Consider the following 14,394-nt stretch of genomic DNA (forward strand, 5'->3'; position numbering starts at 1 on the left):
GGCAGCCTTGCGCCGCAACGATGTTCAGGCCAGGTGCAGATCCAGCGCGCGGTCGACCAGTGCGCGCACGTCGACCGCCGGACCCACCAGCGCCAGACTGCGATTGGCCCGCAACGCGGCGATCCCATGCAGGTTGGTCCACAGCGCGATCGCCCGCTGCGCCGGATCGGCCGCATCGGGCCCGGCCGCACCGGCCAGCGCCGCGAACCGCCCGTACAGCGGCAACGTGGTCCCGCGGAGGTTCTCCCCGGAACCCTCGAGCAGGTCGTGCCGGAACATCAGGGTGAACATCTCCGGCCGCTCGCCCGCGAACTCGACGTAGGCCACGCTCATCCGCGCCAGCCGCTCGCGCGGCGGCGCGGAATCCACGTCCACGGCCGCGAAGCGGTCGATGAGATCGGCGAAGCCGCGGGCCGCGACGGCCGCCAGCAACGCGCGATGGGTCGGAAAGTGCCGGCGCGGCGCCCCATGTGAGACACCGGCCGCACGCGTGATCGCCCGAAGTCCCAATTGCGCCGCGCCCACCTCTTCGAGCAGGTCGACACCCGCGTCGACCAGGCGTTCACGCAGCGACTGAGGCTCGACCATGCAGACATTGTCTACGGATCGCATCAATTCTCCTCACTCCGGGCGTAGACACTGTCTACTATCGTGCGGTAGACAATGTCTACCAAATCTTTCCAGGAGGTCTCCGTGTGGTACTGGCTCTTCAAGTACGTCTTGCTCGGCCCCGTATTGCGGGTGCTGGGTAGACCCGAAATCGAAGGGCTGGACCAGGTTCCGCGCACCGGGCCGGTGATCATCGCGGCCAACCACCTCGCGGTGATCGACTCGCTGTACCTGGCGCTCGTGCTGCCGCGGCGCGCCACCTTCCTGGCCAAGCAGGAGTACTTCACCGGTACCGGCCTGCGCGGGCGTTTCCAGCGCTGGTTCTTCTCGGTCTCCGGACAGGTGCCGGTGAACCGGACCGGTGGCAGCGCCGCGGCCGACGCGCTGGCCGCCGCGACCCGGATCCTGGAATCCGGCGGCCTCTGGGCGATTCATCCCGAGGGCACCCGCTCCCCGGACGGGCGGATCTACCGCGGTCGCACCGGCACCCTGCGCGTCGCGATGGCGACCGGCGCGCCGGTGATCCCGGTCGTGCTCTCCGGCACCGATCGCGTCAACCCCCGTGGCGCCCGGCTCCCCCGCTTCGGCAAGGTGCGGATCAGCTTCGGCGCCCCGCGCTACTACCTGCCCGCCGACCAGCACCGCGCCGCGCGTACCGCGACCGACGAGTTGATGCGGGAGATGGCCGCACGCTCCGGCCGGCACTACGTCGATCGGTACGCCGCCACCTTCCGCTGAGCCCGACGCCGACCCGCGACACTCCAGCAACCGCCGACACGCTGGAAAAGGGTTAACGCCACGCGGGAATGGCGGGATAGTGGAGTGCGGGCCGGCAGGCGGCCGGAGCCGGTGATGAGGGAGTAGACGTTGAGCAGGTTCACCGACGAGATGTATGCGACGGCGCAGGCGTCGAGCCGGGGGCTGGTGACCGGTGAACCGGAGGCACCGCTGCGCCGGAGCTGGGGCGAGATCCATCGGATCGCCAGGCGGATGGCCGGCGGCCTCGCGGCGGCGGGCATCGGGCACGGAGACGCGGTCGGCGTGCTCGCGGGCATGCCGGTCGACATCGCCCCCGCCTGCCAGGCGATCTGGATGCGCGGCGCGTCCATCACCATGCTGCATCAGCCGACCCCGCGCACCGATCTGGTGGTCTGGGCCCGCGACACCGAAACCGTGCTGACCATGATCGAGGCGCGCGCGGTGGTGCTCGGCGCGCCGTTCGAGGCGGCCGAGCCGATCCTGCGCGAGCGCGGCATCACCGTGGTGCGCATCGATCAGCTGCACGACGGCACCGATACCGATCCGGTGCCGACCACCGAGGACGATATCGCGTTGCAGCAGTTGACCTCCGGTTCCACCGGCTCGCCCAAGGCGGTGCGGATCACGCACGGCAACTTCTTCGTGAACGCCTACGCCATGTTCGACCGGGTGAAGTTCCAGCTCGACGACGACGTGATGATCAGCTGGCTGCCGCTGTTCCACGATATGGGCATGGTCGGATTCCTCAGCGTCCCCATGCAAATCGGCGCCGAGGTGGTCTGCGTGACGCCGATCGATTTCCTCAAGCGTCCGCTGCTGTGGGCCGAGCTGATCACCAAGTACCGCGGAACGGTCACCGCCGCACCGAATTTCGCGTACTCACTGCTGGCGCGCCGGCTCAAGCAGGCCGACGACGGCAAGCTCGATCTCAGCAGTGTGCGCTACATGTGGAACGGCGCGGAACCGGTCGACCCGGACACGATGGAGGCGCTGGCCGCCGCCGGTAAACGCTTCGGGCTCAACCCGATGGCGCTCACCCCGGTGTACGGCATGGCGGAAACCACGCTCGCCGTGTCGATTCCGGATCCCGGCCTGGGTCAGATCGTCGACGTCATCGACGCCGACCTGCTGGAGGCACTCGGCAAAGCGGTGCCGGTGCCCGACGAACACTCCCATCACGGCAACGTGCGCAGGCTGCCGACGCTGGGCTACCTGGTCGATCACCTGGAGGGCCGGGTGGTCGACGCCGAACGCCAGCCGCTGCCGTCCCGTTCCGTCGGCGTCATCGAATTACGGGGCCCGGCAGTCACTTCCGGTTACGTCACGGTCGACGGTTTCCGGCCCGCGCAGGACGCCGCGGGCTGGCTGGACACCGGTGACATCGGTTACTTCACCGACGAGGGCCTGATCGTGGTGTGCGGCCGGATCAAGGACGTCGTCATCATGGGCGGGCGCAACATCTACCCCACCGATATCGAACGCGCCGCCACCCGGGTGGCGGGTGTGCGTCCGGGCAACGCGGTGGCGGTGCGGTTGGACGCCGGGCAGAAGCGGGAGAGCTTCGCCGTGGTGGTGGAGAGCAACGACTACCAGAATGCCGAAGAGGTCAAGCGGATCGAACGCGAGATCGTGCACGCGGTGTTCTCCGAGGTCGGCGCCCGCCCGCGCACCGTCGCCGTGCTCGGCCCCGGCGCACTGCCCAAAACGTCGTCGGGCAAGCTGCGCCGCGCCGCGACCGCGGTCCATCTGCGCTGAGGCCGGCCGACGATCGAACAGCGTTGGCGGCGCGGTACATTCGCGCCGCCGACCTCAGTGCACGCGATTCTGCGCGGCCTCCAGGCCGACCCGGAGCAACAGCTCGACGGCGTCGGCGGCCTGCTCGACGATCACCGGAATCTCCTTGCGCTCCGGCGTCGCGAACGGCTTGAGCACGTAATCGGCGGGGTCCTGGCGCCCCGGCGGCCGGCCGATGCCGATCCGCGTGCGCAGATAGTCCTTGGTGGTCAGCGCGCTGGAGACGGAACGCAGGCCGTTGTGGCCGCCCTCGCCACCGCCGCGCTTGAGCCGGATCTCGCCGAACGGCAGGTCGAGCTCGTCGTGCACGACGATCACCTCGGTGGGCGGCACGGAGAAGAACTTCGCCAGCGCCGCGACCGGCCGACCGGACAGATTCATGAACGTTCGCGGCTTGGCGATGAGCACCTGGCGGCCGTCGAGCCGGGCCTGCAACAGGTCGGCGCCGGACTTCTTGTGCACACCGAAACGGCCGCCGACGCGCTCCGCGAGCACGTCGGCGACCAGGAACCCCACGTTGTGCCGGGTGCGCTCGTATTCGGTCCCGGGGTTACCCAGTCCGACCACGAGCGCGGGCCCGGTCACGGAGTCGGTCATCGAATGACCTGATCCAGCAGTACTTACTCGGCGCTCGCGGCTTCGCCCTCGGCCTCGTCGCCTTCCTCGGCCTCGGCCTGCGGCGCGGCGATGACGTTGACGATCAGGGTCTCCGCGTCGACGTTCAGGGTGACGCCCTTGGGCAGCGTGAGCTCGCCCGCGTTGATCTGCGTGCCCGCCTCGACACCCTCGACCGAGACCTCGATGGACTCGGGGATGTTCAGCGCGTCGGCCTCGATGGAGATGGTGGTGGCGTCCTGGGTGACCAGGGTGCCGGAGGCGGCCTCACCGGTGATGACCACGTTGACGTCGGCGCTGACCTTCTCGCCCTTCTTGACGATGAGCAGGTCGGCGTGCTCGATGTAACGGCGGATCGGGTGCACCACAACGGATTTGGTCAGCGCGAGCTGCTTCTTGCCGTCGATCACCAGGTTCAGCACCGCGTTGGTGCCGTGCTCGCGCAGGATCGCGGAGAAGGCCTGGGCGTTGACCGACAGGTGCTGCGGGTCGGCCTGGTGGCCGTACAGCACGGCGGGAACGTTGCCGGCCCGACGGGTACGGCGGGCGGCACCCTTGCCGAACTCGGTGCGGACGGCGGCTTCGAGAAGGTTGGCGTCGGACATGACTGGATCTACTCCCTACGGCGGTTCCGGGCTGTCAACAGTGCGCCAGGGACTGTTCTCCGCCCTGGCTTGGTTGGTCTACTCGTCGGGGCAAGAAGATGCGAACGAGGACGGCCGGAAGCCGCGCCGCGTCGATCACGGTGAACGCAAAATCAGGTCTGCGGTCACCCTCGCCGAGACAACCCGAACACCATACCGCAAGGGTTATGTCCAGACGGAATCGGGTGACCCGGGCGGTTCCGGGACGCGGGTCGTGTCGCGGTCGATCCGATCGCGTAGATTGGACCGGTTGCCGATCAGGTCGTCTGTGAAAGGTTGTTCCGTTGACCGCCTCCCCCGAGGGTCTCCCTGCCGAGGTTTCCCGACGGCGCACATTCGCGGTGATCTCGCACCCCGACGCCGGTAAGTCGACGCTCACCGAAGCGCTCGCGCTGCACGCCAGGATGATTTCCGAGGCGGGCGCGATCCACGGCAAGGCGGGCCGCCGCTCCACCGTCTCGGACTGGATGGAGATGGAGAAGGCGCGCGGCATCTCGGTCAGTTCGACCGCGCTGCAGTTCAACTACCGCGCCGAGGGCGCCGACGAGGACAGCGTGATCAACCTCGTCGACACCCCCGGCCACTCCGACTTCTCCGAGGACACCTATCGGGTGCTCACCGCCGTCGACGCCGCGGTGATGCTGATCGACGCCGCGAAGGGCCTGGAGCCGCAGACGCTCAAGCTGTTCCAGGTGTGCCGCCACCGCGGCATCCCGGTCATCACCGTGATCAACAAGTGGGACCGCCCCGGCCAGGCGCCGCTGGAACTGCTCGACGAGATCAACGAACGGATCGGGCTCACCCCGACGCCCCTGTTCCTCCCGGTCGGCATCGCGGGCGACTTCCGCGGGCTGCTGCGCCGCGGCGAAGAGGGCGCGCCGCGCGAATACATCCACTTCACCCGCACCGCGGGCGGCGCGACCATCGCGCCGGAGGAGTCGCTGACTCCCGCCCAGGCCGAGGCCCGCGAGGGTGCGGCGTGGACGACCGCGGTCGAGGAGAGCGAACTGCTCTCGGCCACCGGCCAGGACCACGATCAGGAACTGTTCCTCGCCGGCCAGACCTCCCCGGTCATCTACGCCTCGGCGATGTTGAACTTCGGTGTGCGCCAACTGCTGGAGACCCTGGTCTCGCTGGCGCCCGCCCCCGGCGCGCGCGCCGATGTGAACGGTAAGGAGCGCGAGACCACCGAACCGTTCAGCGCGGTGGTGTTCAAGGTGCAGGCCGGCATGGACGCCGCGCACCGGGACCGGCTCGCCTTCATGCGCATCGTGTCGGGTGAGTTCGAGCGCGGCATGGTGGTGACGCACGCGCAGACCGGCCGCCCGTTCGCGACGAAATACGCGTTGACCGTGTTCGGCCGCGAACGCACCACCGTCGACACCGCCTACCCGGGCGACGTGGTCGGCCTGGTGAACGCGACCGCGCTCGCGCCCGGCCACACGCTGTTCGTGGACAAGAAGGTGGAGTTCCCGCCGATCCCGTCCTTCGCGCCGGAGCATTTCGCGGTGCTGCGGGCGGAGAGCGCGGGCAAATACAAGCAGTTCCGCAAGGCCATCGACCAGCTCGACTCCGAGGGCGTCGTGCAGGTGTTGCGCAACGATATTCGCGGCGACGCCTCGCCGGTGCTCGCGGCGGTCGGCCCGATGCAGTTCGAGGTGGTCACCGCCCGGATGACGACCGAGTTCAGCGTCGAGACCCGGATGGAGAACCTGCCCTACACGCTGGCCCGGCGCACCGACGCCGCCTCCGCGGACGAGCTCGGCAGGCAGCGCGGGGTCGAGGTGTTCACCCGCAGCGACGGTGCGCTGCTCGCACTGTTCAGCGACAAGTGGCGGCTGCAGTACATCGAGAAGGAATTCCCGAAGCTGACGCTGGAGCCGCTGGTCGCGACGGCGGACTGAGCGCGGTCCGTCAGCCTGCCTCGGGTTCGGACGTCGTTCCCGGATCGCGTTCCACCGCGGAGATGACGCCCTCTTCCCTGGAGATGAGTCCCCATCTGCTCGACGTGAGGCGCAGGCTCGGCAGATCGCTCAGCGACAGCACCACCTCGTAGGTGCGTTCGTAGCCGGTATGCGAGATGCGCCAGCGGCCGTCGGCGCAGCGCACGTATTCGTCGGAGTAGAAGGCCGCACCGCGCAGCAGCATGTTGTGCCCGGGGATGAGCACGGTGTCGGCGAGATACCAGGTGCCGGTGGCGGTATCGCCGTCGACGTCGATCTCGGGGTGATCGCAGCGATGCTCGGTGATGACGTGCGGACCGAGGGTGTTGCGCATGAAAGCCAGGAACGCGTCGCGCGATTCGAATTGCAGATATTCGCTGTAGGTGGCGGTCGCCTCGGGAATCATGGTGTCCGCGAACTCATCCCAAGATTTCGTGTCGAGGGTGCGTAGATAGCGGAACTTCAATCTGTTGATCGCGGCGATGTCGTCCATTGCCGTACCGCCTGTTCCGGTGGCGCTCGGCTGCCGCCCGTCGGCCACGCCCGCCCCCGGGTCGCCGCGGCCCTGCCCGTCGGTTCCCTGCTCCATCCTTCAACAATCCCATCCGAAGCCATACGACTTCACGATTTGAAGGATTTGTACCAGATCGCTATCACTCTTCGTCGGAGATTCCGACGTAGGTCGCCCTTCGGGACGGGGCCGGGACTCGGCAGGATCAGTTCGCGATGGTGAAGCAGGTGCGGCAGAAGTCCTCGCCGAATTCGGTGAGCCGCAAACTCTTGCGCACGATCTTGGGCGCGCGGCCCGCTTTCTTCAGCGCGGCCTCCACCACCGGCTGCACCTCGAGCACCATGTACCGGCTCAGCACGACCGGATCATCGGAGATCAGCGTCAGGCCAAGCCGGTTGAGGTTGATCAGATACGGGCGGGAGCGATCCGGGTACCGCACGCCCGCCTGCTCCGGCACCGAGGTGAGATCGCCCTGCACCAGTTCCGAGCCGATGCCGAGCGGCCGGTTGGTGCGCACGTCGACCGAGGGCTGCGGGCCGTTCTGCGCCATGAAGCGCAGGATGCGCGCCTCGTCGGGCGCCAGTTCGTCCAGGATTCGGTCGTAGGCCGGGTGTACGTCCTCGGTGAAGTAGACGTCCGCGGAGCGGGCGAGCAGCGCGTCGCCGCGGCGGCGCAGTTCGTCGGTGCTCGCCGAGCGCAGGTAGGAACCGACGGCGAGGGCTTGCTGCTGCGCGCCGCTGTGATTGCCCGGCCCGTTCGGCGTCGGCACATAGCTGACGATCTCGCGCACCGAACCCTCGGTGACGCCGAGCGCGCTACGAGCTATGGAGCGCAACGCATTTCCGGTCCGCTCGGCGATATCGGCGGAGGATTCGCCGTCCAGCGCGGCCTGGGTGATCTCCTTGGTGACCTCGTAGGTGGTGCCGACCGCCCACTGGCCGCCGCGCACGACAGAGCCCGCCGCCAAGCCCGCGGCCCGGAACACCCCGCGAATCAGCCGGGCCTCGTTGCTGATCTGCCGCTGTTCGACATCCGAGCTGCGCTCCACAGCGCGAGAACCGGCTCGAGCGATGTCCTGTCCGGTCCTGTCGTTTGCCACGTCTACTCCGATATCGCCAGGTGAACGAATCCGCCCCACAGATTACTGCCCCCTGTGTCGTTGGTCATTGTCGCGGTAGGACCGAGCAGGCGCGGCATTGCCGACAAACACTGTGACCGATATCTCGGCACGGTTCACCGCGGAGCCACCCGCGCGAGCGGATCCGGCCGGTCTCGCCACAATAGAGTCCCGATGCCGACAGGGTGCTACTTTGATGTTCCGGTGAGGCGGCGGTCACCGGAGTGTCGGCAGGAGGGTGTCGTGTTAGAGAGCGTGTTCGGAATCCACCCGACAATCCTGCTCGAGCTATTGACGATCCCACTTTTTACCGGGGTCATCGGGTACATAACCAACTGGACCGGCGTGCTGATGCTGTTCCGGCCGATCGCGTTCCATGGGGTGCGACTACCCGGACTTCGCGCGTTGTACCCCTTCCTGCCCAAACGAATTCAAGTGCTGCCGCTGCTGAGTTATGACGGGCGATTCGGCTGGCAGGGCATCGTGCCCTCGCGTGCGGACAAGATGGCGAGCATCGCCGTCGACAAGGGGCTGGCCAAACTGGGCAGCGTCGCCGACTTCTACCGCGAACTGGAGCCGGACAAGCTCGCCGAACATCTCGCGAGCATCGCCGACGAACAGATCCAGGACATCGTCGAAGAAATTCTCAAACGGGAACATCCACAGCTCTGGTACAACCTGCCGACCCAAGTGCGCGAGATGGTGCATGCACGGGTCAAGCAGCAACTGCCGGATATTCTGCGCGAGCTCACAGATGAATTGGGCGCGAATATTGATCAACTGCTCGATGTGAAGCAGATGGTGATTCGCTACTTCCAGGCCCGGCCGCAACTGCTCAACACACTGTTCCAGGTGCTCGGCGCAAAAGAGCTGCGGTTCATGATCAACTTCGGCTTTTTCTTCGGCGCGCCGATGGGCGCGATCGTGGTCGCCGTGCTGCACCTGACCGGATGGCCGACGCTGGTGGTGTTGCCGATCGGCGGCGTGATCATCGGCTGGGTGGTCAACTGGGTCGGCATCAATATGATCTTCGCGCCCGCGTACCCGAAGTGGTGGTGCCCGTGGCGGCAAGGGCTGCTGATCAAGCGCCAGTCCGAGATCACCGACGGCTACGCCGAATTGGTGTCCAGTCAGGTGATGACCGTCGCCAACATCGGCGACGAACTGCTCAACGGACCGCGCTCGGACCGCACCATGCAGATGCTCGAGGACACGCTGCGGCCCGCCGCGGACCGCGCGCTCGGTCCCGCCCGGCCCGCCGTCAAGTTCATGCTCGGCAGCCGCGAATACGATGCGCTGCAGTCCACGCTGACCACCGAGGCCATGACCATCGCCCCGATCGCGTTCGCCGATCCGGAGTTCAACGTGCGCCAGGGCAGGCATATCAACCAGTACATCGCCAAGCAGATGGCGGCGCTGAAACCGCCGGACTTCGTGGACATGCTGCGCTCGGCCATCAAACAAGATGAGTGGCTGCTTTTTCTGCATGGCGGCGTGTTGGGACTCTTCGCCGGATACGCTCATATCCTGATCTTCGGAACAGGAGTGGCGACCACATGGCTGTAGCGAAACCCGGACCCGGCGACGATGCCGGGGCCGTCGAGCACCACCCCGAGGTCGCCCCGGCGTCCACGGAACTCGCGCGACGGCCGGACCGCGCGATCTTACGCCGCGACGAATCCCCTTCGCGCGTCTCCTATCCCGTGGCCACCGTGCGTGCGGCGACCGGCGTCGCACGGGTCACCTGGAGCGCACTGACCGGCATGACCGCGTGGAGCGTCGGCACCGCGGTCGGCGTCGGCGCGACCGTCGTGCAGCGCAGCATTCAGGGCGTGCCGCCGCGAGAAGTGCTGGCCGAGGCCGAATCCGAGGTGCGCGACCGGGTGCGCCGCGCGCTCGGGCTACCGGAGGCACCGAACGAGCCTGCCGGACAACCCGTTCCGACGCTGCGCGAGCAGGGCGCGGCGCTGCTGCGGCTGTCGGCGAGCACGCACGGCGAGGACGAGAACCATCCGGCCTTCGCGGGCATGCTCGCCGAGCTGACCCCCGACGAGGCCCGCATCCTGCGCTTCCTGCACATGGACGGCCCGCAACCCTCGATCGACATCCGCACCGGCCGCCCGCGGCTGGGCGCGGAACGGCTCGGCTCCATGCTGACGCTGGTCGGCGAGCAGGCCGGACTGCGCTTCCCGAACCGGATCCAGCAGTACCTGACCAACCTGCGCAGGCTCGGCCTGGTCGAGCACACCCGCGAGCCCGTCGGCAATCCGAACCGCTATCAGCTGCTCGAAGCCCAGGCACCGGTGCGAGAGCTGTTGAAGCGCTCCGGATTCGGCACCAAGGTGATCTACCGCAGCATCGTGCTCACGGGGTTCGGCACGGACTTCGTCCGCACCTGCATTCCGGTCGTCGTGTCCGACGATCGCGCCTCCGGCCACTAGCCGCGCACAGCTCGTCACCGCCTCGCAGTAGCTATCCGCCGCTGCGAGGGGTGTGCCGCCGGGCTTAAACGTCCTCTGCCAGCTCCATCCAGCGTTCCTCGGCGGCTTCCTTGTCCGCCACCACCTGCTTGAGTTCGGCATTGAGCGTGACGAGCTTGTCCGGGTCGGTGGCGGCGTCGGCGAGCGCGGCGTGCAGGCGCTGCTCGCGTTCGTCGAATTTCTCGATGGCGCGTTCGAGCCGGGACAGCTCCTTGCGGGCGGCGCGCTGAGCGGCGGCGTCGGTCACCGGCGCGGCCGCCTTGTCGGCCACGCGGGTGGCGCTCTGCCCTTGCGCCGCACGCTTTTTCAGATACTCGTCGATGCCGCCGGGCAGGTTGGTGAGCTTGCCGTCGCCGAACAGCGCCCAGGTCGTGTCACAGATGCGCTCGATCAGATAGCGGTCGTGACTGATCACCACGAGGGTGCCGGCCCAGTTGTCGAGCAGGTCTTCCAACTGCTGCAGGGTGTCGATGTCCAGGTCGTTGGTCGGCTCGTCGAGCAGCAGCACGTTCGGCTCGGCCATCAGGATGCGGGTCAATTGCAGCCTGCGCCGTTCGCCACCGGAGAGGTCCCCGACCGGCGTGCGCTGGCGGGCCGGGCTGAAGCCGAGTCGCTCGGCCAGCTGACCGGCCGAGATCTCCTTGTCGCCCAGCATGATTCGCTGCGCGACCTGCTGCACCGCCTCGAGCACCCGCATATCGGTCGGCAGATCGTCGAGTTCCTGCCGCAGCCAGCCGATCTGCACCGTCTGGCCCTGAATCCGCTTGCCCGCGACCGGTTCGGTGTCTCCGGCCAGGGTGCGCAGCAGCGTCGTCTTGCCGGAACCGTTCACCCCGACCAGGCCGACCCGCTCGCCCGGCGCGAGCCGCCAGGTCAAGTCGCGCACCAACTCCCGGCCGTCCGGCGTGGTGAGGGTGGTGTCCTCGAGCTCGATGACGACGCGACCGAGCCGCTTGCGCGCGAACGCGGCCAGCGAGACGCTGTCGCGCGGCGGCGGCACGTCGGCGATCAGCGCCTCGGCCGCCTCCACCCGGTAGCGCGGTTTGGACGTCCGGGCCTTCGCGCCGCGGCGCAGCCAGGCCAGTTCCTTGCGCGCCAGATTGCTGCGCCGCGCCTCGGTGGCATCGGCCTGCCTGGCCCGTTCGGCGCGGGCGAAGATCCAGTCGCCGTAGCCGCCCGCATAGCTTTCGACCTTGCCGCCGACCACCTCCCAGGTGTCGGTGGCGACGGTGTCGAGGAACCAGCGATCGTGGGTCACCACGACCAGCGCGCTGCGGCGTTCGAGCAGATGCGCGGCCAGCCACTGCACGCCCTCGACGTCGAGGTGGTTGGTCGGTTCGTCGAGCACGAGCAGGTCGAGGTCGCGGACCAGCGCGGCGGCCAGCGCGACGCGGCGCCGCTCCCCACCGGACAGGTTGTCGATCGAGGTCTGCAGGCCGAGCCCGGCGATGCCGATGCCCTCCAGCACGGTCCGGATGCGCGGATTTGCGGCCCACTCGTGTTCGGCCACAGCGTCCGTGCCGCCCGGTACCCCGTTCAAGTCGTCGGCCAGCCCCGCCAGCACGACCGACCCGACCGTCGCCCCCGCGGGCAGCACGCCGCGCTGCGTCACCACCGCGAGCCGCAGTCCGCCGACCCGGCTGACCCGGCCGCTGTCCGGCGGCTCGAGGCCGGTGAGCACCTCGAGCAAGGTGGTCTTGCCACCTCCGTTGAGACCGACGACCCCGATGCGCTCGCCCGCGTGCACGCCGAGTGACACGTTGTCGAGCAGCGGGGTGATCCCGAAGCTCTTGGAGACTTGCTCGAGGTTGATCAGGTTGGACATGGATCCTTCCGGGCTGCGCGGGGGCGGGACCGATACTCGCCCTGAGCCAGGGTACTGAGCGCGTCCGCACCCGCCTCGACCAGCTGAGCGGTCCGCCGGGCTTGCGTGACGAACGGCGTTCGCCTACATTGAGAACACGAACAACGTTCGTAACGAACAAAGTTAGTCAGCTAGGGCTCCCCGGAAGTACAGCCGCAGATGGGAGCCCCACCTCGCTCGGCGAGGTGCGCGCGGGCGGCCCGATCCATTCGCGTTCCCTCCTGGAGGTTCTCCCATGCATGTCGGTCTCGGCCTGCCCATTTCCGATCCCGCGGCACTGCTCGACTGGGCCAGGCGCGCCGACGCCGGCCCGTTCAGCACGCTCGGCCTGCTCGATCGGCTCGTCTACCACAATCCGGAACCACTCGTCGCGCTGGCCGCGCTCGCCGGCGCCACCAGCCGCGTCAGGCTGCAGACCGAGGTGCTCATCGCGCCGCTGCGCGAGCCCGTGCTGCTCGCCAAACAGGCGGCCACCCTCGATCGCATGTCCGGCGGCCGCTTCGTGCTCGGCCTCGGCGTCGGCGGACGCGCGGACGACCACCTCGCCTCCGGCACCGACCTGCGCACGCGCGGCCGTCGCCTGGACGAACAGCTGGATGTGCTGCGCCGCGTGTGGTCCGGCGCGCCCTACGGCGCCGACTGCGGCCCGATCGGGCCCGTCCCGTCCCGACCCGACGGACCCGAGTTGCTCTTCGGCGGCTTCCAGCCCGCCGCGATCGACCGCGTAGGCCGTTGGGGCGGCGGACTTCTCGCCGCCGCCGCACCGTCCTGGGCCGGCGACCTCTTCGACACCGCCCGGCGCTCCTGGACCGAGCACGGCCGCCCCGGCGCGCCGCGCATCGTCGCCCAGGTCAACGTCGCACTCGGCGACCGGCACCTGATCGATGCCGCCCGTGCCGCCATCGGCGGCTACTACGAATTCAGCGGCCGCGCCGACTACATGGTCGACGGCATGCTCACCACCCCCGACGACATCCGCTCGGCGATCAAACAATTCGCGGATCTAGGCGCCGACGAGGTGATGCTCTACTGCCACGGCCACGACGCCGACCAGGTCGACCGGCTCGCCGACGTGCTCGCCTGATCAGTGCTTTCCGGGCGGCTCACTGTTGAGCACCCGGGCACCCGCGACCGGCCCGCTGGCGGTGCGCACGCTGCGGCACACGCCCGCACCGGCCAGTTCGGCCGCCACCGCCACCGCGGATTCCTCGCTCGCGCAAAGGAATGCGCAGGTGGGGCCGGAGCCGGAGACCAAGCCCGCCAGCGCGCCGGCGTCGACGCCGGCGCGCAGCGTACGCCGCAATTCCGGCTGCAACGACAGCGCCGCCGCCTGCAGGTCGTTACCCAGCAGCGGAGCAAGCTGTTTCGGATCGCCGAAGGCCAAGGCCTGCATCAGCTGCTGGGGTTCACCGAGCCGGGGCGGGGCGCCGTTGGCGCGCAGCCGGTCCAGTTCGGCGAACACCGCGGGCGTCGACAAGCCGACCTTGGCCAGCGCGAGCACCCAGTGAAAGGTGTTGCGGGACAGCACCGGAAGCAGGCGCTCGCCGCGTCCGGTGCCGAGCGCGGTACCACCGTGCAGCGCGAACGGGACGTCGCTGCCGAGTTCGGCGGCGATCGCGGCCAGTTCCTCGCGGCCCAGCCCGAGATCCCACAGCTCGTTGAGGCCGACCAGGGTCGCGGCGGCGTCGGCACTACCACCCGCCATGCCGCCGGCCACCGGAATGCCCTTGGCGATGGCGATTTCCACCAGCGGCGCGCGACCCGCCAGATGCGCGAGGCGAACGGCCGCCTTCCACACCAGATTGGTGCGGTCGGTCGGCACCTCCGCGGCGCCTTCACCGGACACTCGCACGGCGAGCGAGGCCGCGGGGGCGATCTCCAGATCATCGCTGAGCGACAGCGCCTGGAAGACCGTCGTCAGATCGTGAAAGCCGTCCGCGCGCAGGTCACCGACGCCGAGATGGAGGTTCACCTTGGACGGTGCCCGCACGGTGATGGGACTGGGGACAACTGACAGCACGATGACCTAGCGTAACGGGTGGGCTCGGCGGTTGCTCG

13 protein-coding genes are annotated in these 14,394 nt (G+C 68.6%); 6 read left to right on the plus strand and 7 right to left on the minus strand.

The genetic code is table 11. The features are described 5' to 3' along the window. Positions 1-24: 24 nt before the first annotated feature. On the minus strand, positions 25-588 hold the full coding sequence (locus O3I_RS37150) for a TetR/AcrR family transcriptional regulator (protein ID WP_014988199.1): 564 nt from the start codon (positions 586-588) through the stop codon (positions 25-27). Between the two features lie 105 nt (positions 589-693). Between O3I_RS37150 and O3I_RS37155 the strand changes: the two genes are divergently transcribed. Further along, the gene (locus tag O3I_RS37155) at positions 694-1,347 is read left to right on the plus strand and encodes a lysophospholipid acyltransferase family protein (RefSeq protein WP_014988200.1); all 654 of its coding nucleotides are present in this window, start codon (positions 694-696) and stop codon (positions 1,345-1,347) included. A gap of 129 nt (positions 1,348-1,476) precedes the next feature. Continuing rightward, positions 1,477-3,123: a fatty acyl-AMP ligase gene (locus O3I_RS37160; RefSeq protein ID WP_041563114.1), complete on the plus strand. Its 1,647-nt coding sequence runs from the start codon at positions 1,477-1,479 to the stop codon at positions 3,121-3,123. A gap of 54 nt (positions 3,124-3,177) precedes the next feature. On the opposite strand, the gene pth is transcribed toward O3I_RS37160, so the two are convergent. Both pth and O3I_RS37170 read right to left on the minus strand, forming a co-directional pair. Further along, complete coding sequence (gene pth / locus O3I_RS37165) at positions 3,178-3,759, minus strand: aminoacyl-tRNA hydrolase (protein WP_014988202.1); 582 nt, start codon at positions 3,757-3,759, stop codon at positions 3,178-3,180. 23 nt (positions 3,760-3,782) lie between these two features. Continuing rightward, positions 3,783-4,382, minus strand: coding sequence for a 50S ribosomal protein L25/general stress protein Ctc (locus O3I_RS37170; protein WP_014988203.1), 600 nt, complete (start codon positions 4,380-4,382; stop codon positions 3,783-3,785). Positions 4,383-4,705: 323 nt separating this feature from the next. Here O3I_RS37170 and O3I_RS37175 point away from each other — a divergent pair, with 323 nt between their 5' ends. Next, positions 4,706-6,325, plus strand: a complete 1,620-nt coding sequence (locus tag O3I_RS37175) for a peptide chain release factor 3 (RefSeq protein ID WP_041563115.1) — start codon at positions 4,706-4,708, stop codon at positions 6,323-6,325. Positions 6,326-6,335: 10 nt separating this feature from the next. Here O3I_RS37175 and O3I_RS37180 read toward each other — a convergent pair whose 3' ends face one another. Further along, positions 6,336-6,857 (minus strand): nuclear transport factor 2 family protein, encoded by a 522-nt coding sequence (locus O3I_RS37180; protein ID WP_041564832.1) that lies wholly within the window; start codon positions 6,855-6,857, stop codon positions 6,336-6,338. Positions 6,858-7,080: 223 nt separating this feature from the next. Beyond that, entirely contained in the window at positions 7,081-7,974 is an 894-nt protein-coding gene (locus tag O3I_RS46720; protein ID WP_081594231.1) for an Abi-alpha family protein, read from the minus strand. Between the two features lie 261 nt (positions 7,975-8,235). On the opposite strand from O3I_RS46720, the gene O3I_RS37190 reads away from it, so the two are divergent. Continuing rightward, a complete protein-coding gene (locus O3I_RS37190) occupies positions 8,236-9,558 on the plus strand; it encodes a hypothetical protein (RefSeq protein WP_141691920.1) in 1,323 nt (440 codons plus the stop codon). Beyond that, positions 9,549-10,433 carry an Abi-alpha family protein gene (locus O3I_RS37195; RefSeq protein ID WP_014988208.1) on the plus strand — a complete coding sequence of 295 codons (885 nt, stop codon included), beginning with the start codon at positions 9,549-9,551 and terminating at the stop codon, positions 10,431-10,433. The genes O3I_RS37190 and O3I_RS37195 overlap by 10 nt, the downstream gene beginning before the upstream one ends. A gap of 64 nt (positions 10,434-10,497) precedes the next feature. Here O3I_RS37195 and O3I_RS37200 read toward each other — a convergent pair whose 3' ends face one another. After that, a complete protein-coding gene (locus tag O3I_RS37200; RefSeq protein ID WP_014988209.1) occupies positions 10,498-12,297 on the minus strand; it encodes an ABC-F family ATP-binding cassette domain-containing protein in 1,800 nt (599 codons plus the stop codon). A 274-nt stretch (positions 12,298-12,571) separates the two neighbouring features. On the opposite strand from O3I_RS37200, the gene O3I_RS37205 reads away from it, so the two are divergent. Then, positions 12,572-13,420 carry an LLM class flavin-dependent oxidoreductase gene (locus O3I_RS37205; RefSeq protein WP_014988210.1) on the plus strand — a complete coding sequence of 283 codons (849 nt, stop codon included), beginning with the start codon at positions 12,572-12,574 and terminating at the stop codon, positions 13,418-13,420. Here O3I_RS37205 and O3I_RS37210 read toward each other — a convergent pair whose 3' ends face one another. Next, positions 13,421-14,356, minus strand: coding sequence for a 4-(cytidine 5'-diphospho)-2-C-methyl-D-erythritol kinase (locus O3I_RS37210; protein WP_041563116.1), 936 nt, complete (start codon positions 14,354-14,356; stop codon positions 13,421-13,423). Positions 14,357-14,394 lie beyond the last annotated feature (38 nt).

Source organism: Nocardia brasiliensis ATCC 700358 (assembly GCF_000250675.2).
GTDB classification, from domain to species: domain Bacteria; phylum Actinomycetota; class Actinomycetes; order Mycobacteriales; family Mycobacteriaceae; genus Nocardia; species Nocardia brasiliensis_B.

Bases quoted from the DNA above. Each gene is read 5' to 3' on its own strand.
- O3I_RS37150 (WP_014988199.1), bottom strand. From the start codon at position 588: ATGGTCGAGCCTCAGTCGCTGCGTGAACGCCTGGTCGACGCGGGTGTC.
- pth (WP_014988202.1), bottom strand. From the start codon at position 3,759: ATGACCGACTCCGTGACCGGGCCCGCGCTCGTGGTCGGACTGGGTAAC.
- O3I_RS37170 (WP_014988203.1), bottom strand. From the start codon at position 4,382: ATGTCCGACGCCAACCTTCTCGAAGCCGCCGTCCGCACCGAGTTCGGC.
- O3I_RS37180 (WP_041564832.1), bottom strand. From the start codon at position 6,857: ATGGACGACATCGCCGCGATCAACAGATTGAAGTTCCGCTATCTACGC.
- O3I_RS37195 (WP_014988208.1), top strand. From the start codon at position 9,549: ATGGCTGTAGCGAAACCCGGACCCGGCGACGATGCCGGGGCCGTCGAG.
- O3I_RS37200 (WP_014988209.1), bottom strand. From the start codon at position 12,297: ATGTCCAACCTGATCAACCTCGAGCAAGTCTCCAAGAGCTTCGGGATC.
- O3I_RS37205 (WP_014988210.1), top strand. From the start codon at position 12,572: ATGCATGTCGGTCTCGGCCTGCCCATTTCCGATCCCGCGGCACTGCTC.